The sequence below is a fragment of the Candidatus Cardinium hertigii genome (assembly GCF_003176915.1).
Classification (GTDB): domain Bacteria; phylum Bacteroidota; class Bacteroidia; order Cytophagales; family Amoebophilaceae; genus Cardinium; species Cardinium hertigii_A.
In genome coordinates this window covers 947,513-973,329 of the sequence record NZ_CP029619.1, presented here as the reverse complement: position 1 = coordinate 973,329, position 25,817 = coordinate 947,513, and the positions used below count along the sequence as shown (strand labels likewise).

Here is a 25,817-nt window from a genome sequence, read left to right as displayed (position 1 = left end):
TAATCCGCCCACTCTACCGTACTTCACGCTCTTCTAACAGATATAAGCAGTCTTGTATCAGATCTAATTTTTGCTGCTCCGAAACTAAATGTCCCGACCTGTGCACAGCTGACTCCTCCTGCTTATTTGTTTCACAAACCTTAACCCGAATTACCAGCTCATTAATCTTAATAGGCATAATCTATATTTATTAACAATAAGGATCCATACTAGGGAAGTTGTTATTTGGTACGTGCTAGCCTGGAATAACCTATGGTAATGGTTTCTGCAACACAATTATTTACCTGATTATTTGAATGAAAAGGCGTAATACCTATTCCTTTCGGGTAGATATCCTCTATGGTCCATTGGGCTAAGATTTTAGCCTCCCTACTCAATACGAGAATATGTGCTTGTGTTAGTTTAAAGTTGCCCCTATCAAGGGCCTCTTCACACCAAACCGTAATTTTAGTTTTACCTTCTACTAACGGCCTGATTAAAACTAAATCAGTGGTTTCACATGCCTCAGATCTGTAGTAAGGCCTATTAGTTCCCCCCGGCAGATAAGGCTCTACCCTTAAAAAATGATTCAACCCTTCCACACTGTAAAAATATTCAGGAGAACTCCCATCCGTTATACCTAATACTTCTACCTGAAAAGAACAGGTATAAATCAAATTAACATTAGCCATACCTTTACAACCACTTACCCTTAACTACAAAATTATTTTAAGAACTTGGATCTATACCCTGTAGCGTAAAACGAATACGAATAGGCCCCATCTCACCTTGTGCTTCGTACTTACGATTTAAAAACAATTCTACCTGCTGCACGATAACATCATTGATGGTTATTTTTTTATCTATGGAGCCATCTTTTTTATGCGAACAAAAGGTAAATGGTTCTGCTTTATATGTATCTGTATGTACCTCTTGAACCAGTTCATAAGCTTTTACCAATAAATCCTTTCCTGTCATAAGCGGAAAAAAATCCACTGTAAAGCTTACAATTCCTTGAACAAGGTGCTGATTCTGAAAAACAGGTGCTTTCGAGGCTGTATTATATACCATCGCTCTAGTAGATTTTTTACTATTGGGCCAAGGCGCATCCAGTAACCTGGCAGTTTTATTGTCAAAACCTGCTTTTGTAAAAATAGAATAATCAATTGTTGTTCTCCGTATCATATGCTTAAGATTCTAAGTAAGAGGATCTAATAACTAACTAAATAAATAAATGTCATCGTTCCACATCAAAAATTATTTCTTTATAGTAAAACTTATTGGATCATAGATCTCAATCTCAGCTGTTACTTCTTGGAAAGCAGTTTCTTCATTTACTGTGCTGCTTATTTCACTAACATAACCATCAAATTGTATATGTGTAAAAGGCTTATCATCATTGGTAGCAAATGTAAAGAGCATACTTTCTGTATATTTTTTAGGATCATTCTCTCCTGTTTCCTTTAAAGCCTTTTCCAATTTTTCTATATCATCATCAAACTTTTTGTCAGGCGTCTTAAGTACAGACACCTTAATATCACCTGATTGTATAAGTTCTCCCCCCTTACGTATATCATAAACAGAAATACCCTTTGCGTTCAATGATTCCACATAGTGGCACCCATTTTTTATGGTAATAGCTACCTGATAATCTGTTATATTTACTGCCTTAGAGCCCAAATTAAAATGAACAATAGCAGGTACTAATAAGTTTTCCGCCATAATGGTTGCTTAAATTTTTTAGAAAGATTATAACTCAAATGAGGGGGGCGTACCCCCCCCCTTGTAACATGAGCTGTTTAGGAAGGAATGCCTTACCCATCCGCACCCATTTTTTGCTCAAAGGTAATCACAATAAATTCAGCGGGTCTAGGCGCTGCTACTTTAACTGAAATACGCATAATACCTTCATTAACATCATCCTGCGTCATGGTTTCTCCCAACCCGCAAAGTACGGTAAAGGCTTCACCAGGACTTGTACCTACCAAAGCCCCCTGCCTCCAAAGATTGGTTAAAAAATTAGATATCATACCCTGCACAACTGCCCAAGTAACCGGAACATTGGGTCTAAATACAACCGAAAAAGCAGCATTCTTAATGGATTGCTCAATCAGGATAAACAACCGCCTTACATTGATATAGCGCCACTCTGGGCTGTTCCCAGCTAATGTCCGCGCTCCCCAAACTACAGCAGCACCCGCTCCCTTAAACGTACGAATGGCATTAATAGATTTACCACTAATCCCATCTACATTAAGTGCTTCCTGCTCTTCATGTGTAATTTTAACCACTGGCGCAAGTACAGAATTTAAGTTCTGATTAGCAGGGGCAATCCATACACCTCTGGCCTTATCTGTTCGGGTATACAGGCCTGCCATGGCTGGAGCTGATGGAAGTATGTTTAAACGATCCGCAATCGTCTTACGCAGTAACTTATATTCCTTACTTGTATTTTTTAAACCAGCATCCCAATATAGTTTTTCTTTATCCGTAGTGGCATTTACTAAATTAGCAAGCATGGTTTGCTGCTCCCCCTGTAAAACATTTTTGAGCGATGCAAGATCAAAATTTCGATAATCAATGCTGTTCAATGGAATAATATTGGTCCTCAACCATGGATAATAAGCAGCCCCATAGCTTAAATTATCTAGCCCAATATATTCACGAAATCTATTTACATATTTATTTTTATCTTCAATAGACCACTCATGGTTGCCACCCCATATATCAAATAACGCCACCTTATTAAGATATTTGCCACAATGTGCTAGAGCATAAGTCTGAACGGAATAGTAGGAAGCATCTTCCTCTTCTAATAATAAGGAATCTGGCATCAGTAACATAGTGGGGACTTCCTCTCCAGCTAATGCATCTATCCCTTGTTTAAACACTTCTGCACTAATATCTACCGGATTCGTCTCCGAACCATATTGACCAATGGATACAATAAAACAATCCGCTCCCCCATTGTCAAAGAAAAGCTTTAAACTATTGTAAAGATAGAAAGTAGAATGAGGGCTCTGCTCTAATACATAGGATTTACCGTTCATTACTAAATCTTTCTCACCATCACTTACCTCTTTAACCGTATATATTGGAACGATTGGCCCCCCAAAAAATAATTCATATTCCGAAAGCGAAGAAATCTGAACCGGTTTCATATGAAAAGACCTGCCATTAATTTCAGCTCTTTCTGTGAAACCTATAAAAGCAGGAACTGCAGTTGATACTTGAACCACAGCGTTGGCACCCGTATCCTTCTCGACGATGTACACGCCGGGAGTTTTTAAATTTTCCGCCATCTTATTTTATTTTTAAATTACTGATATATAAATGAATTAAAACTAAACATATACAACTATATCGCTATAGAGTTTCTTCTTATTGGTTCTCCCCCTTGTAAGCGTACCGGGGGTAGGATAGGGTAATTTTGCTACTACAATCGTTTCATTTTTTTTATCACGCTTGCACAATGCAAAGGAATGCGCATAGTGATCATATAGTTCTATAGGTGCCTTAGATTCTGTCCAATAGGTATGGAGACGTTCTGGGACATGCTGTACAGCAGCAAAAGAAGCTGAAGTTCCGTTCGCTACTATAGACAGCTCTCCCGTCAACTGCTGCGTCATATCTACAAAATAATACCTCCAGAAAGTAGCACGGTTCTTAACTTGAATGGGATAGGTTATAGGCAGATCCTGCTGTTTGGATACCGTAGCACTCCAGTAAGAAAAATCAATGTCAATCACACCCCATACCGCGTTACCTGGCTGGATAAGCGCTTCATGGGCTAACGCTTGTACTTCAAGCAAATCTGTAGGGCCTATAAAAGTTTTGCTGTGCAACAGATGATCCTTATGGGGATGCCGATTATGTAAATAATAAACTGTTCCAGTGGGATGCCCTATCTCTAACTCGGAAAGATTCAAAAGCTGACTGTTTTGCAAAGTTACGATAAAAGAAATGGTTAACCCCTCCACCTTCTTTTTAAAAAGCTCCAAGGGATCATCATAATGCTGAGCAAGCCATACGAGTACAATTCTACTCCCATAACGCAATAAACGAATGTTCCGCTTTTCCATCCAGGAAATGGTTGAGGCCGTTGGTTGAATGGAAAAATCATGGCCAAGATCATGGGACTTATAGTAGCTATTCGTAAGGACTATTTGAAATATTTTCATGAAAAACGACATATCCCCTTACCTTTTAAGTATTTCAAACGAGGATACTATCTGTGTGCCCATGGTCGTATCTTCTATAAACACTAACCCAACCTTATAGAGCAAGGAAGGTGCATAAGGAAGCTGTAAACCACTCCAGAGCATAGATCGTTCTGTAGACGTTAACCGAACCAGCTCAACAGAAAAATTTTCTATCCCCATCTGCTGTAAAATAGGTGTGTTACAGCCATCAAAATAAGGCTTATGTTGAAAAAAAGCAGCCACATAAGCAAGCAATTCTAAATTTTTTAACAAGTCGACCTCTTTATAAGCAATAGAAAATAAAAAATAAAGACTAAATGCGCTGGGTTGCTTGCGAACAATGAAACTATCCCCCTGTGGAACATACTCATGCGGACTGCTGCGCAATTCCACAGGAACAATATCTACCAGCCGCATCCTAATGGGTTTGGCTTCTTTATGCTCCCCTGCAGCATTGCTTACAATGGCTCCTACAACAGCTGCCTCTTTTATGGATAGCTTAGCTTGAATGTAGCGATTTAATTCAGCTAATAAAACAGCTGTACAATGGTGTAGCATTTTCTATATTAATTTGGTTAACAATACTTTTATCTCTTTCACTTCTTGAAAATAAAAAGTCTATTACAACCCCCATAGAAAAAAGAGCCCACGACAAAAATTATAATACGCACAGAACCTGCCTACTGAATGGAAGACATACCTCACCCGCCCGATCCTAATTACATACTTGTAATTGATTATCAACAAGAGAACTTATCTTATCTTACCCTACATTCTCCTCCACCCCTGAATTAGATTATAATCAATTATTGATATAAAAACAAATTCTTACACATTTTTTCGTACTACGCGCCTCAAGGATAGGCAACCTATAGCAGGAACCTGCCTTTTTTTAAGTAAACGTGCAATCCTTACGAAAATAATTCGTACAGGAGAAGGAAGGAAAGAAGTGTTCTTTTTATCAGCAGCAATGGATACTGGCCATAGCACAGTAAATGGTTACCGACAACAAAGATTCTGCGCACAGAGTAATAAAAACCCATACATCTAGCCATATAGCGCCGATCGGGCAATACTTTTTTAGTACCACTAGCAGGCTGTCTTTACAGGAGAAGGAAAGTTTTATACATAATGATAAGATGAGGAAATGGCATAGCTTAACTCAATGAGTGGATTCCACCGGTGCACAAACTACCTTAACTTGGTCACGTGCAATGGACACAAAACCATGCTGTATGGAAAAGGAATAGAGATTACCCTCTTTTGCATAGGTAATATTACCCCTCATTAAGCTGCTTACCATAGGCCCATGACCAGCAAGAATTTGAAAAGGGGCTACCGTACCCGGAAGACCTACACTTTGAACTGTTCCATTAAAAACTATCTGACTAGCTGTAAGAATAGATAAATGCATATGCTTTATGGAAGAATTTCTTTCTATTGCCTGTCCTACCTAGCACCAAGTGGCATATCCTCAAACCGCTTGCCCCCTCAAACCGCTTGCCCCCTCAAACCGCTTGCTCCCTCAAACCGCTTGCTCCCTCAAACCGCTTGCTCCCTTAAACCGCTTGCTCCCTTAAACCGCTTGCTCCCTTAAACCGCTTGCTCCCTTAAACCGCTTGCTCCCTTAAACCGCTTGCTCCCTTAAACCGCTTGCTCCCTTAAACCGCTTGCTCCCTTAAACCGCTTGCTCCCTTAAACCGTTTGTCCCCTCAAACCGCTTGTCCCCTTGATCCACTTCTCCTCTTGTAAACTTAAAGCAGATAGCCTGTAACGCTTCAAATGGGTTCAACCACCTTGCCAGAAGTATCCTCTAATAAAAATAGAAAAAAAATGATTTTTCAACAATTCGTTTGGTTATGCCCAAAACTTTGGCGCATGGCTTCTATTTCTACACATTTTATAACAGGCTTAAACATAAGCCGTTTAATAGCCGCTTTACGTTGGGCCGCTCTGACTTTATTTTTTCTTGCTTTACGTTGTAACCGAACAGGCATAGTAATGTAATTAAAAAATTTAAATTGACATGTAGGCCCTGCAGGATTCGAACCTGCGACCCTCTGTGTGTAAGACAGATGCTCTGACCAGCTGAGCTAAAGACCCAAAAAGATAAAGGTGAATATAATCATTATTTTTTAACTTTTATCTATGCCTCCCTACCATAGGCTACTTACAATAGCTATTTCCCTCTGTAAATCTCCTCATATGCCTACATTCAATAGAATAAGGGCAAGTCATACACAATGGGTTTTAAAAATAGACCTGCCTTACGCTTAACAGCAACGCTTATGTTACCTATTCAACTACTAAAACTGCATAAGCATACCGTGCTACCCACAACGATAACTTTTCTAGTAGAAGATAGCAACCAACTAGGCTTGCCCAAGCATACACCTCTTATGCCAACTGAATGCAGAAGTTAGGAAACATTTTTTTTTCCATGGCAGCTATGGTGAGTTGCTGCAGCTGTTGTTCGAGCGGGCTCAACGGATCATAGTACTTACGTGCATTACCCGTTAACACCAGTGCGGAATCAATACCTACCCTATACGCCCCTAAAATATCTGTATCGAAAGTATCCCCTATCATCAAAATACGGTTCTTGGCTACAGCTGGCTGTTGATCGAGTAATTTGTAGAATATTTTGGGGTAAGGTTTCCCGGCATACACTACTTTTCCGCCTAGCTGTTTAATTTTTTCAGCAAAATAGCCTGCACAATACCTATAGGTACTTTCTCGCATAAGACCTAAATCTGGATTGGCACAAAGTGTAAGGATATTTCTTTGACCTATCACGGCTAGGGTCCGTTCCACTGTTTCTAACATTTCTTTTTCTGTTTCTTCACAAAAAAAAGTTAATAAAACCAGATTGGCCGCATGGATGTCATGGGTAATAGCCACTGGCTGGTCGTGGATAAGGTTATTGCTTGCTCTACCCAAATGGTACACCAAAGGAGCTGGAATGCCCCATTCCGCTGCACTGTTCTGTAGCATACTAAGTGCTACCGAACCTGAACTTATGATCATCTCTTCTGTAGCAGGAATACCCCATGATTGCAATGTTGCCTGTAAAAATGCTGCGGTTCTCGGCGCATTGGTAACAAAAAAAACTTTACGCTTTTGCTCAATCATAGTGGCAATCGTATGTACTACCCTAACACAGGGTTGATCTGCTTCTATAATTACCCCCCATATATCAAATAGAAAGATATCATAGGCATCGAGAACCTCTCTAATGTGTTTACAAATTAAAGGAATCATTCGCTTTACGTTGAAAATTTACAATTCATCAAGATTTTTCTCTGCAGGCTTTGTAATAGGGGCCAAACAATGGGACATAAGTGTAGCCAAGCCATTGGCAAGCATACAGAAAAAAGAGCCATTCATATGTATTATAGGCTTAACCCATAGATTCCACGACAATATAGTCAATATACCTGTAACCATGCCTACCAAAACCGAATAGCCGCTACCCCTAAAGCCTAACACAGCTAAAATAAAGGGAGCTATTACAATAGGCACAAAGCAATCGAAATAAAACCCAATAAAGGAGATAAGGTGATAGCGGCGGTAGCTGAATAATACAACCACGGCACCTATACAACAGGCAATGTACTTAGCCAACCGAAGCTGCTGGTTATAGGGAACAATTTTAGGTCCTATGATGGTTTCTACAATATCATGGCTAAGTATAACAGAGCAACTGTTTAGATAAGCGTCAGCCGTAGACATAGTTAAAGCAAGCATCCCTATAGCAACAGATCCTTTAAGTAAATATGGACTACCCGCCAGTATATAACGCAGTACGTTCTCTAGCGACCCGTCTGGCGCAATGTCAAAAGTAAATAACCCAGTGACTAAGGTGAAAAATAGCATGCATACACTGACAATACCAGTTATCAAAAAGACTCTACTAGCTTGAAAATGATCCTTCGCCATATACACTTTCTGCATAATAGGGGGAGTTATCCCTGTCACCAAATAAGGCAGCACAAGGCTTATTATAGGTCTTACCTGCATTTTACCATGGTACATACATCCAAACTGAAATTGCTCCCGAGCCTGTACAAACGAAAACAATTCGCCTAATGATTTGCCTGTTCTTGTAAAAATCCACCAAGCAAAGAATGGTAAAATAGTACAAAAGGCAAAGAGCTGTACGATATCTGTAACCATGATAGCACGAATACCGCCAATGCTAGTATACAAAATAAAGCTTACTATAACAATGGTAATCAATAGATTCGGATTAACCGAATCCAAACACATATCGATAGCAAAAGTTATAACATGAATTTGTATCAAAATACAGGGAATAGCGGAAAATATATAAGCTAAACTTGCTATAATTCTTGGTTTTGTACCATATACATACCCTATTGTCTCTGACATAGAAAGATGTCGCATAAAAGGATCCATACGCAAGGCTAGTAGGCTAATGCTCCAATAAACTAGAAAGTTAGCAAAAAGTAGCACTAACATACAATAGAGCCCATAGCGATGGATCAATTCCATATTACGGAACAACATTCCGCCACCACAGGTTGTAGACAATAACGTAATTACTAGGTAACCCGTAGAAAATTGCTTATCGCCTACTGCATAGGTTTGAAATGAAGGGGAAGATTTCGTAAAACGGTAAGCAATCCCTAAAGTAAACAATAGAAAAAACACTACCATTAAAAGCGGAATCTGAGATGAAAGTAACATACTTTTAAACATATTAAGAAGGATCCATAACCATACAACATCTTACCTCTGCCTACCTATAAACAGGGGCAATAGCTGCTATCAATTTAACTATTAATTGTTATTCTTTGGTAAAGAATAACAATGGAGCACTATGCATTATAAAAAGGTTGTCCCCTTCCTGAAATAATACCATGAGACCGTTGCAATAGACTTTAAAGATTTTATCTAAATCTAACCATGCACTTTTATTTTTAGTCAAACGTTGACTTAAATTAATTATTTATACTGATTTGGGTTATTATTTTTAGGATTTTTTATGCTATTTCTATGGCAATCAAACCAAATAATCCATTAAGTTTAGCAGATAGCACAGATAGTCAACGTAAATGCAAGCATACTTTCTTTGATCATTTGATCAAATGAATAAGCTAATAGATTGGTCATCCGTAGAAGAAACGCTGCATTTGTATGATCCTACAGGCTTGCGTTTATCAGGAAAGCCTGCCTATAGTCCACTGCTTTTGTTTACAATGTTATTACTGCAGACTGGATATGGACTGCGTGACTATCCAGTAGAAGAAGCAGTAAATGATCGAATAACTTTTAGCAGATTTTGTGGAATTGCTATGGATAGCTCTGTTCCAGATCATAGGGTAGTAAGCAGATTCAGGACCACCCTTATCACGCCTACCCCTAGACGTCCTAAAAGCAAAAAAGTCTATAATTTACATAAAGATGGCACTGTAAATATATCCGAAAGTTATCAGAAAGGAGTAGCGAGTTGGACAAAAAAGACATACGCTTTACTATGGCTATAAGCGATATCTCCTTCTGGGAGGTAAAAAAGGGTTGGTTCTAGCAGTCAGTACCACAAAAGTATCTAGTCATGCTAGCAATGCATTTACAGGTTTTGCTGGATAAAGTAGCCTTACAATCTGGCAGCAGGGTGAAAAAACCTTACAATCAGCTATGCAGAAGAAAGCTACTAGCAATAATCCTTTATACCTTACAGCTAAACGGTTTAATAAATTGGTAGCAAAGACACATTATAACCAAATAAGCATAGAAACATAGAAAAAATTATTCTATCGAGCTATCACAACGGTCTCACCCTATATGTTTCCACATAAAAAACTAAGCTTTTATAAGGTAGGTTTGGTTCCTAGATATGGACATGAAAGATTTTTATTTAGAAAAGTATATCCACACCAATAGAAACAATAGCTGCTAGAGACAAAGGCCAAAGCAATTACCATTAGCTGTGCGATAGACCAGTGGTCAGCTTATGGTATTTTTTTGAAAGCATGCAGGTAGCTATAATCCAGATAATACTGATCAAACAAAAAAACACCATTAGCAATGGTGCCCATTGACCTGGATGTTTGGTAGGAACCATCGTATAACAAATAACCTGTAAAATAGATCCAGCAGATTTACCTATTTTACCACCCAGGACATCTACAGCCGCTTTTCCCTTTGTTTGCATTTCCTTATCTAAGGGAATGTAAGTCATTTCTTTGGTTGCATCAAAAAAGGAATACTTACTTCCTTTGGCTAATATATTTTGTAAACCTGCTATAGCTACTATAAACGCTAAGCTGGATATCCCACCAATGGTAGCAGGCAACCAATTAAAATACTGAGCGATAGCAAATAGAAAAAAAACACCCCCCATTACCATTGTCATAACTGGCGTAATCAATGCCGCTCCTAACCATCCCAGCTTTCGCATAATAAAATTACCTAACATAGCACAAATAAAAGAAACTATACCTGTCCACCATAAGATCTTTGCTTGGTATAGTTGAAAACAGGTAGTATCGTTGTGATAAAATAAATTAACTTCATATAACCATACGCTTTCTATTAAATTAACGGTCGTAGAATAAGCGATTGTCAGGAGACAAATCAACGCAAGATAGCTTGATTGCGTGATGCGCTTAAAACTTTCCCACAAGCCCAATGGTAATTTAACGGAATGATCAGGCTTTACGTATAATGGCTGTAGACGTATCACACCGGTTTCTATGTATTGATGCAACAACAAAATAGCGACACAAAGTAATACAATCATTGCCATAAGAGGGGTTATCTTCTGTATAGCGCCCGTTGTATGGATACCCAGAAAAGACAATATCCTCCCCCCTTTATCTGCTAAGAAAATAGTTACACTGCTGGAAACAAGTAAACTAATTTGTCCCACCAGATTGAAACAAAAATAAAACCGACTTGCTTCCTCTATAGTAGTAATCTGATTAGCTAACTGCCAATAGAGTAATGTAAAAACTATCATAGGCCATAACTCCCCCATTACATAGAAGCATACCAACGTCCACTTGCTCCACATCATAAAAAACCATTTTAATTGGGGATAAAGCTGGATGTACTGATCTATAAGCAGCTTATTGGGATGCCAATAAGCTTGGTAAGGGAAAAGAATCAAGCCAAATAAGATAAAAAAGGTAAGAAAAAAAAGTAGGATGATCCTAAAAATAGTTTCACTACGCAGCTTGTTACATAAAACCGTATAACAGATTACAAAGCATAACCCCACAGGCATTTCAATAAATAATTTAATAAAGCTTAATACTTCTGGACCTATTCGGGTAACTACTAAGCCATCCTTAATACTGCGAATAAAATTTTGATTGAGTAGAATAAGAAACATTAAAGCAGCCATAGCGCAAAATTTGCGCGCTTCAATCCGCTGAATGGGCCAGCAGATTATCTGCCATTTTTTTAGTAGACTACTAGTCTTAATCATCAATTATACTAATTGGCTTTTCTGTACAACAAAAATTATAACAGCTCTGCCTGCACTTATCTTAGGGTTAAGAAAATTCAAGCAGTAAATTTTTCTAAACAAAGCATTACCATACTATGGGCAATAGAATAAGGTATTACTTGCAACATACGCATGGTCAACCCATTGAAAATTACACCCAATTTTTTTTCTATTAGTATATTCTGTTTTAGTCTGCTTATCCAGGTCATACGCGTTTCAGACCCACAGTTTTGTGTGATTACCAGATCAAATGGCATCGTTAAAACAGAAACCACTATACCGAAAACTATGCCGAAAATCATATTCATAAATGGATTATCTTGTTCTTTGGTAAATTCATAGGGAGCTATCGCTGCTATATTAAAAAGAATATTACGCAGCAATAGGGGGACCGCTATATCTCTGTAGGCTGCTTTGCGTTTCATTAAAGGACCTTTATTAGCAGTAATCTCTCTCATCTCGCTAGCTATTGTTACAATTGTTTCCAGCATACCGACCAAACAGCACGCCCAAACAATAGATAATCCAAGATGGGTAATGGGATAATAGGTAACCGAAAGTTGGAAAAACCATAATCCCAACCCAAAGGTAAAAGAAGAAATAAACTGTCGCAAGGCATACATGTGTGCACCCGCATAAAAACAACGATACTTACGCGCCTGTAAGTATCGCCTAATAATGCTGCTATAGCTTTTCCCCGTTTCCTGATAAATTACCTTAATAAATTGAGTAGGTGCTAACAAATAGGCTACCAGTGTGCACACAATAGCATGCGCAAAAGGATCCAACAATAAACGATAGAATAAATGATAATAAAAGGCGCCACGCAACACGATAGAACTGATTTATTATGTATGATCACCCCCCCTACTTCAGGGCATGACTCATAATTTACATATTTTAAATCTATTTTCCTAAACTTATACGCCCAAATGTAACCAAAGAAGCCCCTTCTCCTAGGCCATTCCATGCCACAAACCTCTAGCCGTTACAGCTACTTGAATACCTTCTAATACGATAGGATTAAAAATATACCCTTTGTTAAGGCAAGAAACCAAGTAAATACGTAGCTACGTCCTATCAATTGTGTTTGTATAAAAGATAATAAATTGTAGAAGGCAATTAAAATGGATGTTACAATGACTAGACAAACAAAAGAAAAAAGATCCGCGGCTGCTGGCCGGGATGCAAGACCTTCTAATGAGTTAGGGTGCGTTTAGCATAAAAGCCTTCACAGTAGTAGCGATCCTACTATTGCTGGAAAGGAAGGCGTATTTATTTAAAAGGGAATCAGGGTTGTGCTGCATTATCTTGGATAAACCAGCCCCATTAATTTAACTATTTTATCGAAAGCTTCATCTTGGGCTTCCCTAAAATTTCCATAGCAAGGAAATCTTTTATCCATATAATTTTCGGATACAATCCTACTAGTTTACATAGTTCTGTATTAAACAAATTAGATATGTTTGTTGATAAATGCTTAAACCTGCACGGCATGTATATACTATCTATGCCGTGCAAGGTTACAATTTCAAATCTAGTACGTATTGTTGACTTAATTAATGCTTACCTCTCGTAAACCGTTTATGGCGCATTTCCCGCCTTTCCCTTGCTTTCACTTCTGCAGCTTGAACGGCCTTTTCTAGTTTCTCTTTCTCCTTTAAGTACTGTTGCTCTTTTGTTAGGCACTGATTTAATGAATTTTCAATAAGAAACAGGAAGTTCACGCGTCTTGCTAGCTCACTTTCCATTTCCTTTTTTCTTGCGCTATGTGCTTCAGACTCATTTTTCAATTTTTCCTCACACATGCTTAAAGCTTTTCCTTGTTCCCGCTCTATAGATGCTAGATCCTGTATCATCATTTTTTGCACATCCATTTCCTTTTTTCTTGCGCTATGTGCTTCAGACTCATTTTTCAATTTTTGCTCACACATGCTTAAATCTTTTCCTCGTTTCCGCTCTATAATAGATACTAGATCCTCTATTATCACTTTTTTCACATCCATTTCCTTTTTTATTGTGTTATGTGCTTCAGACTCATTTTTCAATTTTGCCTCACACATGCTTAAATCGTGGTGTGCTCGGCTCCTCCTAAATGCTTCATGCATCCTCATGTGCTGCAATTTTTTTATGTTTTGTTCGCATTCGTTTGTTGTACTTGAACCATTTTGTACTAAATCTTGATTACATCCCAGCCGTATTTGCGCTAATAATAGTGCCGTCACTAATAATGATTTTGGATTTATGGCTTGGCCTGTTGAATCTTTGGATTTCCGCTGTAATCTACTCTGTGATTTTGCTGGTGAAACATTTTTTGCCACTACACTTGGACTTCCTTTTCCTCCTGATTGCATGCCTAATTGATTACTGAGCTTACCACAGCCAATAAACGTTGGTATACAAACTACCATAACGCCATATCTCCCTAATTGCATTATTTTATTCTGCATGATTTTTTATTTTATAAGAATTTATGAAATAGCCAACTATGGCTAACCGCATCATAAAGTAGCCTTATGCTGGATTAGCCATGTAACCTTAAACAAAAATAGCTGTTTTATAGGCATTTTTAAGTAACATACCTTTATATTTATGAAATAATTTTATATAATCCAAGTAATTATGGACTGAGAATGTGCTTATTAATAGCATATACAGTATATTTCTTTATAAAAAGGAATAAACCGTTAATTGTATGGCCCATTCCATCGGCTGGATCCATTGCTACATCTGCTACACAAATATCCATTACAATATCATACCGCAACAATCCCTTTTCGGCTATTGTTAACCACTTTAAGGAAACAGAGGGAAGCATTGCCTTGCTACTACAATGGCATATTAAAACACTACATTTAAGCATGGTCAAGTAAAATAGTGCGTTTTAAACAGCAGCTGCTGAGCCCCTGTATACACGTGTAAGTTAAATTCTTTATATATATAATACCTCTTAAAGTGTTTTGTGTACGCTTCTGTAGTAAAAACAGTAAAATTGCTCACCCTATTTTCTAAAATAGAAACCAGTAAGCTAAAGTTAATGATCCAGAGAAGTAAGCAGCCTTGATTTAACGCAAATTCCAGGATAAATAAATTAAAATTGGGCATAAGGCCATTTTAGCTACGCATTCTTTTTGGTTAACCAACAATACAATAGAAACCTATGGACCTATCACCGCTTCATGTCATTAAATACATAAAGATTGAAGTCACTACTACATGTGCTAGCCAAGTGCAATCATTACAAAAAACCATTGACAGGAGCATAGCCCAACACATCATACCTTTACTTAATAAGCTTTTCACACACTACGTACCAGAGAACATAGTAATCCACCTAGACAAACTGATTTTAGATGTAGGAGGGCTAAGCAAAAGAAGCCTAACAAAAAAGTTGCCTCTGCAGATAGCAGCCATGCTAGGTCCTATGCTACAGAAAGAAATCCATCAAGCGCTACAAAACCCCCACCGCTACACGCCCTTGCCAGCGGCACAGCTGCAAGCCATAGCCTACTATCTATCAGAAGGGCATATTGCTTGGTGGATGCCAACACAGAAGGAAATGGAAAAATCCTATACAACCTTATTGCAGCAGGCACCGCTACAGATAGAACAGCTCTGGCATGGCCTTAAGAAAAAAGACAAAGCTGTCCAACGCTTTGTTGCCTCTTTTGATAAAGAAACTGTAGAAAATACAGTAAAAATATGTTGGGGAAAGGAAGATTGCATGCCTATACTCCATGAGACTTCCTATCTCTTGCATCAAACAGCTGTTTTAACCAATTTCCCTTATGCTCCTAAACAGGAGCTACTAGCTATTGCATTATCCAGTTTGCTTACGCATCCACAGCGCCTACTGCACCGCATAGACCTCTTTACGCTGCTACTGAAAGAGGTGGCCCATCAAACATCAATTGACTATGCGAGCATCCTACATAAAATGCAAACCTATTATAAGCACAATAAAAAAAGAATGGCAACCATTCCTGTGGCAGCCACCATCCAACGCTGGTTAACTTCCTTGCATGAACTAACCGTTACACCTCCTATCTACTGGTACAAAAACAGGCAACTGCAAGAAAAGATTACCGAAGATCTAAAAAATATAAACCAGCATGCACCCGCTCAATTAGAAGCAATACTGTACCACATACAATCTAACATAAAGCAGCCTTCGGTACGCACAGTAATAAAAAATTGGCTTAAAGAAAAGAAAAACAGAATAAAGTTAATCCAAAAACTATCCCCTACCCTTTTTATTAGGTTGGTACAAGCCATAGAGCCCGCTATGATTGCGCTATTTTCTGGATATATACCTGAAAATAGCTCTTTTATTGCTACATGGGATCCTATCCTTAAAGACAGTATACTGGCTTATTGCTCCGTTGAAGCATCCACTGTAAACGTCTCTAAAAAAATAAAGAAACTTTTAGATCAACATATTACAGCTACCCTACCCGCAATAGGGCTGCCCCAAAAAGATAGGCAACCATCCTATTTGATCGAACAAGAACAAGCTAGCACACCACGCAAAGCAATACCGAACAGGGACAACCGAACTTTGCCCCTCCAGCAACTACTACCCGCTCTGCAATCAACGGAAACATCTCTTCCACCAACTGATACAAAATCCCTGCTAGAGATAGACGCTAAGGAGCAAGCGGAAACATCTCTTCCACCAACTGATACAAAATCCCTGCTAGAGATAGACGCTAAGGAGCAAGCGGAAACATCTCTTCCACCAACTGATACAAAATCCCTGCTAGAGATAGACGCTAAGGAGCAAGCGGAAACATCTCTTCCACCAACTGATACAAAATCCTTGCTAGAGACACACGCTAAGGAACAAACGGAAACATCCCTGCTACCAACTGATACAAAATCCCTGCTAGAGACACACGCTAAGGAACAAACGGAAACATCCCTGCTACCAACTGATACAAAATCCCTGCTAGAGACACACGCTAAGGAACAAACGGAAACATCCCTGCTACCAACTGATACAAAATCCCTGCTAGAGACACATGCCAAGGAGCAAACGGAAACATCCCTGCTACCAACTGATACAAAATCCCTGCTACCAACTGATACAAAATCCCTGCTAGAGATACTCGCTAAGGAACAAACGGAAACATCCCTGCTACCAACTGATACAAAATCCCTGCTAGAGATACTCGCTAAGGAACAAACGGAAACATCCCTGCTACCAACTGATACAAAATCCCTGCTAGAGATACTCGCTAAGGAGCAAGCGGCAAGCGAAGAAATCGTACAAAACCCTTTTTTATTGCGGCATGTAGTGCATTTTCTGCTATACAATGAGCTACCCCATGGGCAAAGTGTCCCGGCTTATTTCATCGATAAAAGCTTAGCTATGTCTACAGCAGCAGAAATAGCCCAGCAATTAACCGCTATATGCCAAGAAACCGCCATACTAGAAACCCTTCTACAGTATGCTACAGAAATAGCAATGGATAAATTATTGCAAGCGTTTATCCCCTTTGCAACAGAACATATAGATCAATTAAGGAGGGTTATTATACAAGCGAACCTATTACCGTATAACGAAGAGCAAACAAAACGGCATGCCCTACCAACCCTATTGATTGGGGTAGCTATTGCCCATCCAGCTTCTATTACCATACCGCAATACATCGAACGGTTACTTTTTTATTTGGGAAGGCATAGCCAGCTGTATCCTACCCTACTATGTGACCAGCTAGCCTCCACTGCACAACAACTGCAGTATGCTAAATTAGCAGCTACTTTTATTGCGCTCAAACAACCTTTAGCTTGCTCACAACTAGAAAAAATAGAGGCGATGGACCCAACCCTGTGGCCTCTACAGGAGAAGCTAGAGAGGCATGCTTTAGCTGTTTATTATAGTCAATTGCTTCCAGCACTTAAGCAAATCAATCCAGATAGAACCATAGCCATGGAAGCCATCGTTAAGGATCCAGCAAAACTGCATCAATGGATAAGTCACTCCCTCCCTCCTCTCCCTAATCAGCAGAAAACGGCTATCTATAACCTACTGATTACAAAATTAAACCATACGTTGCGCCGTTCAAAAGCAATTATTACGCAAAGATGGAAACACTTTTTATATACCGGCAATGTAGGACATTATGCCGATGCAACCGAACTACTAGAGGAAGTCATTAGGCAGCTGCCCACCTTCCCTTTAGCATCCATGCTAAACAAAACAGTAGTACGGAAGCAATTGATGCAGCATTTTACCCCTACCCAGCTGCTGCTATTGGTACAAAAACTAACGCCTATGGGCAGCAATCTCCAGCCTTACCTAGCGAGTAGCTATCCATTATGGTGCGCTACACAAGGCATACTGGCACAAGAAAACACAACTAAAATGCTTTTCTGGGATAAAGTATTGGAAATGATACCACAGCTATCCTCTCCTTTGCATCCAACACGCTGGCTTAACGCAATCATTGCCCAATGGAGTAGTGCTTTAGGCCTCACACCCCTTATATTACTACAAACCTTTAAAGTCGTAATAGCTGATATGCAAACACTACCAGAAATAGAACTGCTCCGTCTTGCACTAGATAAAGTATTGACCCAACAGCTGCAATCACTCCAAAAAGAGGCAACCCAACAAGGTTGTAAGACAGCTGCACTAGAGCAGCTCTACCTATTGGTACACAGTGGCACATTCCTGTTTTCACAACCGCATGGAATGACCTTGGATAAGCTGGAAAAGGAGCTGGTGCAATGCATAACAGAACAACCTGCTAGCTTAATAACTATGCTTAAACAACCGTATAATAAAAATGTAATAGCTAGACGCATGGTATATTACTTTAGCCCGGAACTTTCCACAAAAATTATAGCACACTTAGCCAAATCGCAACAACCCTTCGTAGAAAGCTATTTACAGCTGTTCAACCAAGCACTGCCCGATGGAATAACAGCTGCTACCTGGCAAAGAGAGCTTTTAACAGCTACGTTAGCCTATTTGCTTACCGTAGAACAGTGGGATAGCAGCGCATTCCTTACCACTACACTATTTTCCACTCGGTATGATACCTCAACCATTTGCCAACTCATCGCATCTGTACTAACTGTGCAACCCACTAGCTCCATGGCACATAAAATTATCTCTCTTTTACAACCTATTGGCAAACTATTAACATATCGTGATCCATTGAGCGCTGCGCCAACACCCCTACCAGAAGATCCTTACGGTAGCTCAATAGCAGCAGCAACAAAAAATAATACCTATAGCGATAAGCGTAATGCGCATCAAGCAGAAGCAGAAGAAATAAGCTTATACACTAGCAACAGTGGATTGGTTTTTCTATGGCCCTTTTTGTATGATTTTTTTACAGCACATCATCTTATGCTGGACACTCAATTTTTCTGTGAACAGGCAGCACATAATGCGGTTTATCTCTTGCAATACTTATGTAAAGGGAAACTCAACCATCCAGAATCACTACTTACCATTCCCAAATTACTTTGTGGATTGACGCATGATACCGTACTCTTACCTTACCGCTCTCTACAGCTACCCCACTATAACGAAACAGAAACCGCTCTTCTGCAAAAAGAAACCCTCTCTCCCATGGAAACAATAGAATCCAATAGCCAAAAGTTGATTGAAAAGGTAATCAAACGTTGGAAAAACATAAGCAAACATAAAAAAGCAGACCAAACAGGAATGACAACTGCTATTTTTAGGCATTATTTTTTAAATAAACCAGGCATACTGCGAAAGCTACCAGATGAAGACAGGGAAGTACATAGCAGTTGGCATTTAAATATTATACCACAGGATGAGGATGATTTAACCTTACTTCCTCCTTGGTCCATGGATGAAATTTCATTACCTTGGATGCAAACAATCCTTAAGCCCTTTTGGATAGCCACCGAATGAAAGCGCCCTCTCTCAAAACAAAATATATCGCTACAGGACGATTCATCAAACCATATCCCTAAAGCTTCGCATCCTTTTTAGGATGCGGTGTAACCGCATGGTCTATAGGACCCCCTCCTTCTACCACTCATGTTTCTTACTAAATTGCGAAATCTTTTAAATACATTTAATCTGAGGTAACAATATCCTGCCCGCCTTTGTTTTTGTTTTTCTTGTTGCAACTTTAATTGCATGCTGTAAAGCTTGCCCAACATAAAGCTTGTTTGCCAACACACCATTTTCATTACTTCCTGCCCTTTTAACATTACACTGTTTCTGCTATTGTATAGATTTAGTAAATCTTTCCAATATGTAATAAGGTTTTCTACTGCTAAGGTAGGATATCTGCGCTTTATGGCATGCCATATATCTACGATTTGTTCCAATACCCGTTGCTCTATTCCTGTTTTCGGTATATTTCCTTTCTTTTTTATAGCAGCTATTTCCTCTACTGTTTTACTTAATGCCATAACCGCCGCTTGTATACTATTTTCTCCCTCAAACAACTGTTTCAAATCCTCTAAAAATAGGATTCCCTTATCTAGGGTGATAGCTCCTGCTATGCGCTCTAATTTATTCATAATGATTTTCAATATTTCTTGTATAGATAGTGCAGGATAGCTACCATATAAATCTAATGAATCTTCTGCTTTATGCTGAGTTCCACTACTACATGCTTCTATATGGCTTATAGCAGCATAATCATACATAGCATAGCCCCCTCTGGAGCAGCCCACTATGGTTAGCAGAAACAGAAGATATAAGCATCTGATCAATACATTTTGTCTATTTATTATTAAAGGTTCCATGCTGTTAAACAATAAGAAAAGTTAGAATGATTGTTTTTTTGTGTAGACCACTTTATAGGAATATACCAACTATTACAATGGTAACCTATAAGCCTATAGCGTACGTTACAGTTGTAGCATGCCCCCATCCCCAAAGCCTATTCGGAACAAATTGGTTTTTGCTTTTTTTATCTATTTTCTCTTACTTACAAAGTAAGGGGGTAGTGTTCATTAAAACAGACCAAAAAAGTTTTATGTTTTAACACATTTGGTGTAACGGTACAGCAGAGGTAAGGGGGCTTCCGGAATACAGCAGAGGTAAGGGGGCTTCCGGAATACAGCAGAGGTAAGGGGGGCTTCCGGAATACAGCAGAGGTAAGGGGGGCTTCCGGAATACAGCAGAGGTAAGGGGGGCTTCCGGAATACAGCAGAGGTAAGGGGGCTTCCGGAATACAGCAGAGGTAAGGGGGCTTCCGGAATACAGCAGAGGTAAGGGGGGCTTCCGAAATACAGCAGCAAGCGCATGTTTTACTACGAGCCGTTCGCTTGACCGCCCCTATGCCATGCTAACTTTTGAAATCCTTTAAGTATATTTAGCCCTTGGAAAGGGATAAATGGAATAGTAGAGAATTGTATGGTGAATGTAGCTCAGTTGGTTAGAGCATTGGTTTGTGGAGCCAAGGGTCGCGGGTTCGAATCCCGTCTTTCACCCATTTTCCATTCAAGATCAGTGCTGCGTTAGCATATAAGTCTTTTATTTTTTCTAGTATATAGCTTAAGTGCGTTAGCTTCTGAACCACTTTACTGCATTCGTACAACGAAGGGAAGTTATTGCGATGCATAATGACACATAATTTTTGCCATTTACACTGTCACACAGAATATTCACTGCTTGATGGAGCTGCTAAGGTAACGCGTTTGCTAGCTGCCAATAAAGCATTGGGCATGGGGGCGTTGGCCATTACAGACCATGGCAATATGTTTGGGGTCCCTCATTTTGTAGCTGCTGCAACAAAAGAAAAAGTAAAACCTATTATAGGATGCGAATTCTATATGGCAGCGGATAGGCATGACCATAAAGATAAAACCCGCTACCATCAATTGCTATTGGCCAAAAACAGCATAGGCTATCGCAATCTTAGTACCCTATGCTCTTTAGGCTTCTTAGAAGGTTACTACTATAAGCCAAGAATTGACAAAGCGTTACTGAAAAAACATAAAGAAGGTTTAATCGCTACGACTTGTTGCTTGTCAGCGGAAATCCCAAAAGCAATCATTCGACAGGGTGAAACAGCGGCAGAAAAGCTATTTTTAGAATGGCTGGACCTATTTGGATCGGATTATTACATTGAATTGCAAAGGCATGGTATTGCGGAACAGGCGATTTGTAACGAAGTATTGCTGCGTTGGGCTGCCAAATATAATGTAAAAATCATCGCTACCAATGATGTGCATTATATTAGCAGAGAGGATAGCCTTGCCCAAGATGTACTGCTCTGCTTACAAACAGGAAAAGATTACCATGATCCCCATCGCATGCGCTTTAGCAATGATCAATTCTTCTTAAAATCTCCAGAAGAAATGGCACTGCTTTTTGCAGATGTACCCGATGCCATTACCAATACCATAGAATTGGTTGAAAAAGTAGATCCCCCCTCCTTAACACGGGATGTACTGTTACCTATATTCAAACTCCCAGAAGGTTTTTCAGATGCTAACCACTACCTTAGACAGTTGGCTTTCTCTGGCGCACACGCTAAGTTTAATACTATTACACCAGAAATAGAAAATAGATTGCAGTATGAATTATCCGTTATTGCACAAACAGGTTTTGCCGGCTACTTTCTAATTGTACAAGACTTTATTGAGGCAGCTACCAAACTGAATGTTATAGTAGGGCCAGGAAGAGGATCGGTAGCAGGCTCCCTCGTAGCTTTTTGCATAGGTATTACAAAAATAGATCCCCTCCGCTATCAACTGCTCTTTGAACGTTTCCTGAATCCAGAACGCGTCTCTATGCCTGATATAGATATTGATTTTGATGACGAAGGACGCAATAAAGTAATTGATTATGTGGTAGAAAAATATGGAAAGGCCCAAGTTGCTTCAATTATTACTTTTGGCAGCATGGCGGCCAAATCTGCCATACGTGATGTAGCGCGCGTATTAGGGATCCCATTGGCACGTGCCAACTATCTCGCTAAGTTAATCCCAGATAGACTAGCGATTACCCTTGCAGAAGCCTTTGAGGAGGTAGCAGAGCTGGCTACCATTCACAAAGCCCTTACGACACCAGAAGGAAAAGTGCTTCATTTAGCTGAAACACTAGAGGGGATGGTACGCCACACAGGTATTCACGCAGCAGGTATTATTATCGCACCTGATGATCTGTTGCATTATATTCCGATCAAAACAGATAAACATTCTGATCTACGCGTTACACAATACGATGGATCTGTTTTGGAGCAGATGGGCATGTTAAAAATGGACTTCTTAGGACTTAAAACCTTGAGTATCCTTAAGCATGCCCTACTAAACATTGCAGCAAACAAGGGCATACACATAGATATAGATCGCATTCCATTGGACGATCCGCTTACTTTTAAGCTCTATCAAACGGGCAATACCAAAGGTACTTTCCAATTTGAGTCAGAGGGCATGCGTCAATGGCTCATCAAATTACAACCCCATACCATAGAAGAACTTATTGCCATGAATGCGCTGTACAGACCAGGCCCTATGCAGTTTATTCCTAATTTCATTGCGCGCAAACATGGAACAGAAGCTATTGATTATCCACATCCTCTACTAGAATCTATCCTAAGGCCTACCTATGGTATTATGATTTACCAGGAACAAATTATCCAAACAGCGCAGCAGATGGCAGGTTATACCTTAGGTAGCGCAGACCTACTACGTAAAGCCATGGGTAAAAAACAAATGGAGGAAATGGCTAAACAACGTGCCATTTTTGTAGCAGGTGCTATAGAGAAGCATGCTATTACAAAAGAACAAGCAACGGCCATTTTTGCTATAATGGAAAAGTTTGCACAATATGGCTTTAACCGCTCCCATGCAGCTGCCTATTCGCTCATTGCGTATCAAACCGCTTACCTAAAGGCACACTATCCTACAGAATATATGGCAGCAGTCTTAACACATAATCATGGAGATATAGATAAAATTGCTTTCTTTATGGAAGAAAGTAGGCAGCAAGGTATTATGGTATTAGGCCCTCATATCAATGAAAGTGAGGTGAATTTTACAGCAAATCCCCATAAAAAAGAGATACGATTTGGCCTAGGTGCTATTAAGGGAAGTGGGGAAGCTGTTGTTTCAGCTATCATAGAAACGAGAAAGCAAAGAGGACACTTTAAGGACATATACGATTTTGTAGTATCCCTTCCGTCGAAAGCCATCCATAAGAAAACCATGGAAGCATTGGCTTTATCAGGGGCCTTCGATTGTTTTGAAGGGCTACATAGAAAACAGTATGTACAGGAAACAAAAGAAGGTAGCTTTATAGAAAAAATTATCCAGTATGGACACAATACCAAAAAAGAAAACGCTGTACAATCTCTTTTTTCGGCTACTGCTTATAACCCCATTAAGAAGCCACTGCCTGTGGATTGTGCCGCTTATGCCCCATTAGAGCAATTGCATATAGAAAAAGAAATAGTTGGGTTTTATATTTCAGGTCACCCATTGGATAATTTCAAAATTGATTTAGAGAGTTTTAGCAATGTAACCACACAAAATATTTACCTTTCGAGTTGTAAAACACTACGGTTAGGCGGTATGCTTACCGAATGCACGGTGAAACACAATCGCAAGGGAAGTGCCTTTGCCCTACTAACGTTAGAGGATTACCATGGATCGTTGCAGTTTGCGCTTTTTGGGGAAGATTATTTGAAGTACAAACATTTATTAGAAAGGGGAAAGCTACTCTTTCTTACAGGTAATAAGGCTGCCTACTACAAAAACCCTAGCCTACCAACCTTTAAACCGCAAACCATTGGTTTATTAGAGGATATCAGGGAGAAAATAGGAAAAGGGATCCATCTTCGGCTAAAGCAACATCATATTACTGAACCATTGGTCGATGCGTTAGAAACTTGTTTGAAAGAACATCCAGGCCACTCTTTTGTTAAAGTATCTATTCTAGATCAAGAAGAAAAAATAATGATCCCTACCTTATCCAAGCAATACCGTGTGGCACTCAGTAACGAGCTTTTTGCTTTATTGTATAAACTTCCCATTCGCTTTCAACTTTTTTCTTAAACCGCTACAAAGACCTGCCTTCCTTTCTTCTTATCTGCTATCCTACAAGGATTACCCGTTGGTTTATATCTTTCTTTTTAAGCTGAACCCAAAAGGTAAGAGCAGTTTCTGGAACTGCTTAAGCTTAGGAAGTGGTATATTTCTAGCTAAGCTAGCTTCAAAAAATTTGCTTAACTATTTAAATATCCTATATATTTGGAATAGCCTATCAAGGTTAGGCTTTTTGCTTAAGCCTATGGTTTATACAGGCAATATAATAGCAATTATTTTATTTTATTATGAATTATACTTGTCAATTCACCAATCAATTTGGCTCTAAAATGGAAAAAATGAAATCATTACATTGTAATCTAGAGGAAGGTATTTTAACAATTACCTTTACAGGTGATCCAAAATCTTCTACGATAACAGAACAAAGCTTGAGTGAGCTCCATGCTACCATTCAAGAGGTTTATGATAATGAGGATATAAGGGGTGTAATCATTACGGGAGCGGGTGAGCAAATCTTTTCATTAGGGGTAGACATAGCTGAGCTACTAAAACTGAACGAATTGAACGCAAGAAAATTTGCAGAAAATGGTCAAGACGTGCTGGCGTTTATAGAAAACTGTCCCAAACCTATTATGGCTGCTATCAATGGCCATACATTGGGTGCAGGGGTTGAATTGGCCTTGGCATGCCATTTTCGCGTGGCTACTGAGAATGCCACGCTTGCTTTTCCAGAAACTTCTTTTGGTATTATTCCTGCTTTTGGAGGAACCCAGCGCTTAACTAAATTACTGGGGAAAGCAAAGGCGTTGGAATACTTAATGATTAAAAAATCAATTCGTGCAGAACATGCTAAACAGTTGGATCTGGTCAGTGAAGTAGTAAGCTATAAAGAAGAAATGTTAAAAAAAGCTAAGCAATACCTTACGGCCATTGTCAATAATAAAGACATTACAGGCATTCTAGTAGCCTGTGTCAACGCAGCTGAAAACCCGGATGAAAATGGTTTTCAAACAGAAGCAAATGGATTCGCTAGCTGCTTTAAGACAGCAGATATCAAAGAAAAACTAATTAAAATCGTTGATAAAACAGTTTTGCTAGAAACAAAGTAACCCTCTGTTTAATCTGAATGATGGCTTCTATACACTTCTTTTTTTGTATAGCTA

19 protein-coding genes, 2 tRNA genes and 1 pseudogene are annotated in these 25,817 nt (G+C 39.2%); 5 read left to right on the top strand and 17 right to left on the bottom strand.

What is annotated here, in order from left to right; translation table 11 throughout:
- Positions 1 to 13: 13 nt before the first annotated feature.
- The 12 genes from DK880_RS05245 to DK880_RS03960 form a co-directional block, all read right to left on the bottom strand.
- Positions 14 to 178: a DUF5908 family protein gene (locus DK880_RS05245; RefSeq protein WP_162534190.1), complete on the bottom strand. Its 165-nt coding sequence runs from the start codon at positions 176 to 178 to the stop codon at positions 14 to 16.
- A 43-nt stretch (positions 179 to 221) separates the two neighbouring features.
- Complete coding sequence (locus DK880_RS04015; RefSeq protein WP_109997515.1) at positions 222 to 671, bottom strand: phage tail protein; 450 nt, start codon at positions 669 to 671, stop codon at positions 222 to 224.
- Between the two features lie 37 nt (positions 672 to 708).
- Positions 709 to 1,164, bottom strand: coding sequence for a hypothetical protein (locus tag DK880_RS04010; RefSeq protein ID WP_109997514.1), 456 nt, complete (start codon positions 1,162 to 1,164; stop codon positions 709 to 711).
- Positions 1,165 to 1,236: 72 nt separating this feature from the next.
- The gene (locus DK880_RS04005; protein ID WP_109997513.1) at positions 1,237 to 1,701 is read right to left on the bottom strand and encodes a hypothetical protein; all 465 of its coding nucleotides are present in this window, start codon (positions 1,699 to 1,701) and stop codon (positions 1,237 to 1,239) included.
- 92 nt (positions 1,702 to 1,793) lie between these two features.
- Positions 1,794 to 3,281: a phage tail sheath family protein gene (locus DK880_RS04000; RefSeq protein WP_109997512.1), complete on the bottom strand. Its 1,488-nt coding sequence runs from the start codon at positions 3,279 to 3,281 to the stop codon at positions 1,794 to 1,796.
- Positions 3,282 to 3,323: 42 nt separating this feature from the next.
- A complete protein-coding gene (locus DK880_RS03995) occupies positions 3,324 to 4,160 on the bottom strand; it encodes a hypothetical protein (protein ID WP_109997511.1) in 837 nt (278 codons plus the stop codon).
- 18 nt (positions 4,161 to 4,178) lie between these two features.
- A complete protein-coding gene (locus DK880_RS03990; RefSeq protein ID WP_109997510.1) occupies positions 4,179 to 4,739 on the bottom strand; it encodes a Pvc16 family protein in 561 nt (186 codons plus the stop codon).
- A gap of 604 nt (positions 4,740 to 5,343) precedes the next feature.
- The gene (locus DK880_RS03985) at positions 5,344 to 5,595 is read right to left on the bottom strand and encodes a F0F1 ATP synthase subunit delta/epsilon (protein ID WP_109997509.1); all 252 of its coding nucleotides are present in this window, start codon (positions 5,593 to 5,595) and stop codon (positions 5,344 to 5,346) included.
- A gap of 427 nt (positions 5,596 to 6,022) precedes the next feature.
- Positions 6,023 to 6,178 (bottom strand): hypothetical protein, encoded by a 156-nt coding sequence (locus DK880_RS05240; protein WP_162534188.1) that lies wholly within the window; start codon positions 6,176 to 6,178, stop codon positions 6,023 to 6,025.
- Between the two features lie 32 nt (positions 6,179 to 6,210).
- Positions 6,211 to 6,284: transfer RNA gene (locus tag DK880_RS03975), tRNA-Val, on the bottom strand.
- Between the two features lie 294 nt (positions 6,285 to 6,578).
- Entirely contained in the window at positions 6,579 to 7,442 is an 864-nt protein-coding gene (locus tag DK880_RS03965; RefSeq protein ID WP_109997506.1) for a TIGR01459 family HAD-type hydrolase, read from the bottom strand.
- Positions 7,443 to 7,460: 18 nt separating this feature from the next.
- The gene (locus DK880_RS03960) at positions 7,461 to 8,891 is read right to left on the bottom strand and encodes a sodium:solute symporter family protein (protein ID WP_162534187.1); all 1,431 of its coding nucleotides are present in this window, start codon (positions 8,889 to 8,891) and stop codon (positions 7,461 to 7,463) included.
- 309 nt (positions 8,892 to 9,200) lie between these two features.
- Between DK880_RS03960 and DK880_RS03955 the strand changes: the two are divergent.
- A pseudogene (locus tag DK880_RS03955) lies at positions 9,201 to 9,923 on the top strand (transposase); the annotation flags it as partial.
- A 205-nt stretch (positions 9,924 to 10,128) separates the two neighbouring features.
- Here the strand turns inward: DK880_RS03955 and DK880_RS03950 are convergent.
- The 4 genes from DK880_RS03950 to DK880_RS03935 form a co-directional block, all read right to left on the bottom strand.
- Positions 10,129 to 11,637, bottom strand: coding sequence for an Npt1/Npt2 family nucleotide transporter (locus DK880_RS03950; protein WP_109997504.1), 1,509 nt, complete (start codon positions 11,635 to 11,637; stop codon positions 10,129 to 10,131).
- Positions 11,638 to 11,714: 77 nt separating this feature from the next.
- A complete protein-coding gene (locus DK880_RS03945) occupies positions 11,715 to 12,491 on the bottom strand; it encodes a hypothetical protein (protein WP_162534186.1) in 777 nt (258 codons plus the stop codon).
- Positions 12,492 to 13,217: 726 nt separating this feature from the next.
- On the bottom strand, positions 13,218 to 14,108 hold the full coding sequence (locus tag DK880_RS03940) for a hypothetical protein (protein WP_109997502.1): 891 nt from the start codon (positions 14,106 to 14,108) through the stop codon (positions 13,218 to 13,220).
- Positions 14,109 to 14,278: 170 nt separating this feature from the next.
- The gene (locus tag DK880_RS03935; protein WP_162534185.1) at positions 14,279 to 14,476 is read right to left on the bottom strand and encodes a hypothetical protein; all 198 of its coding nucleotides are present in this window, start codon (positions 14,474 to 14,476) and stop codon (positions 14,279 to 14,281) included.
- Positions 14,477 to 14,818: 342 nt separating this feature from the next.
- On the opposite strand from DK880_RS03935, the gene DK880_RS03925 reads away from it, so the two are divergent.
- A complete protein-coding gene (locus tag DK880_RS03925; protein WP_109997499.1) occupies positions 14,819 to 19,555 on the top strand; it encodes a contractile injection system tape measure protein in 4,737 nt (1,578 codons plus the stop codon).
- 77 nt (positions 19,556 to 19,632) lie between these two features.
- On the opposite strand, the gene DK880_RS03920 is transcribed toward DK880_RS03925, so the two are convergent.
- A complete protein-coding gene (locus tag DK880_RS03920) occupies positions 19,633 to 20,403 on the bottom strand; it encodes a hypothetical protein (RefSeq protein WP_109997498.1) in 771 nt (256 codons plus the stop codon).
- A gap of 615 nt (positions 20,404 to 21,018) precedes the next feature.
- Here DK880_RS03920 and DK880_RS03910 point away from each other — a divergent pair.
- From DK880_RS03910 to DK880_RS03895, 3 genes are all read left to right on the top strand, one after another.
- Positions 21,019 to 21,094, top strand: a tRNA-His gene (locus DK880_RS03910).
- Positions 21,095 to 21,225: 131 nt separating this feature from the next.
- Complete coding sequence (dnaE, locus tag DK880_RS03905) at positions 21,226 to 24,663, top strand: DNA polymerase III subunit alpha (RefSeq protein WP_109997496.1); 3,438 nt, start codon at positions 21,226 to 21,228, stop codon at positions 24,661 to 24,663.
- 278 nt (positions 24,664 to 24,941) lie between these two features.
- Entirely contained in the window at positions 24,942 to 25,763 is an 822-nt protein-coding gene (locus DK880_RS03895) for an enoyl-CoA hydratase/isomerase family protein (protein WP_239302514.1), read from the top strand.
- Positions 25,764 to 25,817: the final 54 nt, after the last annotated feature.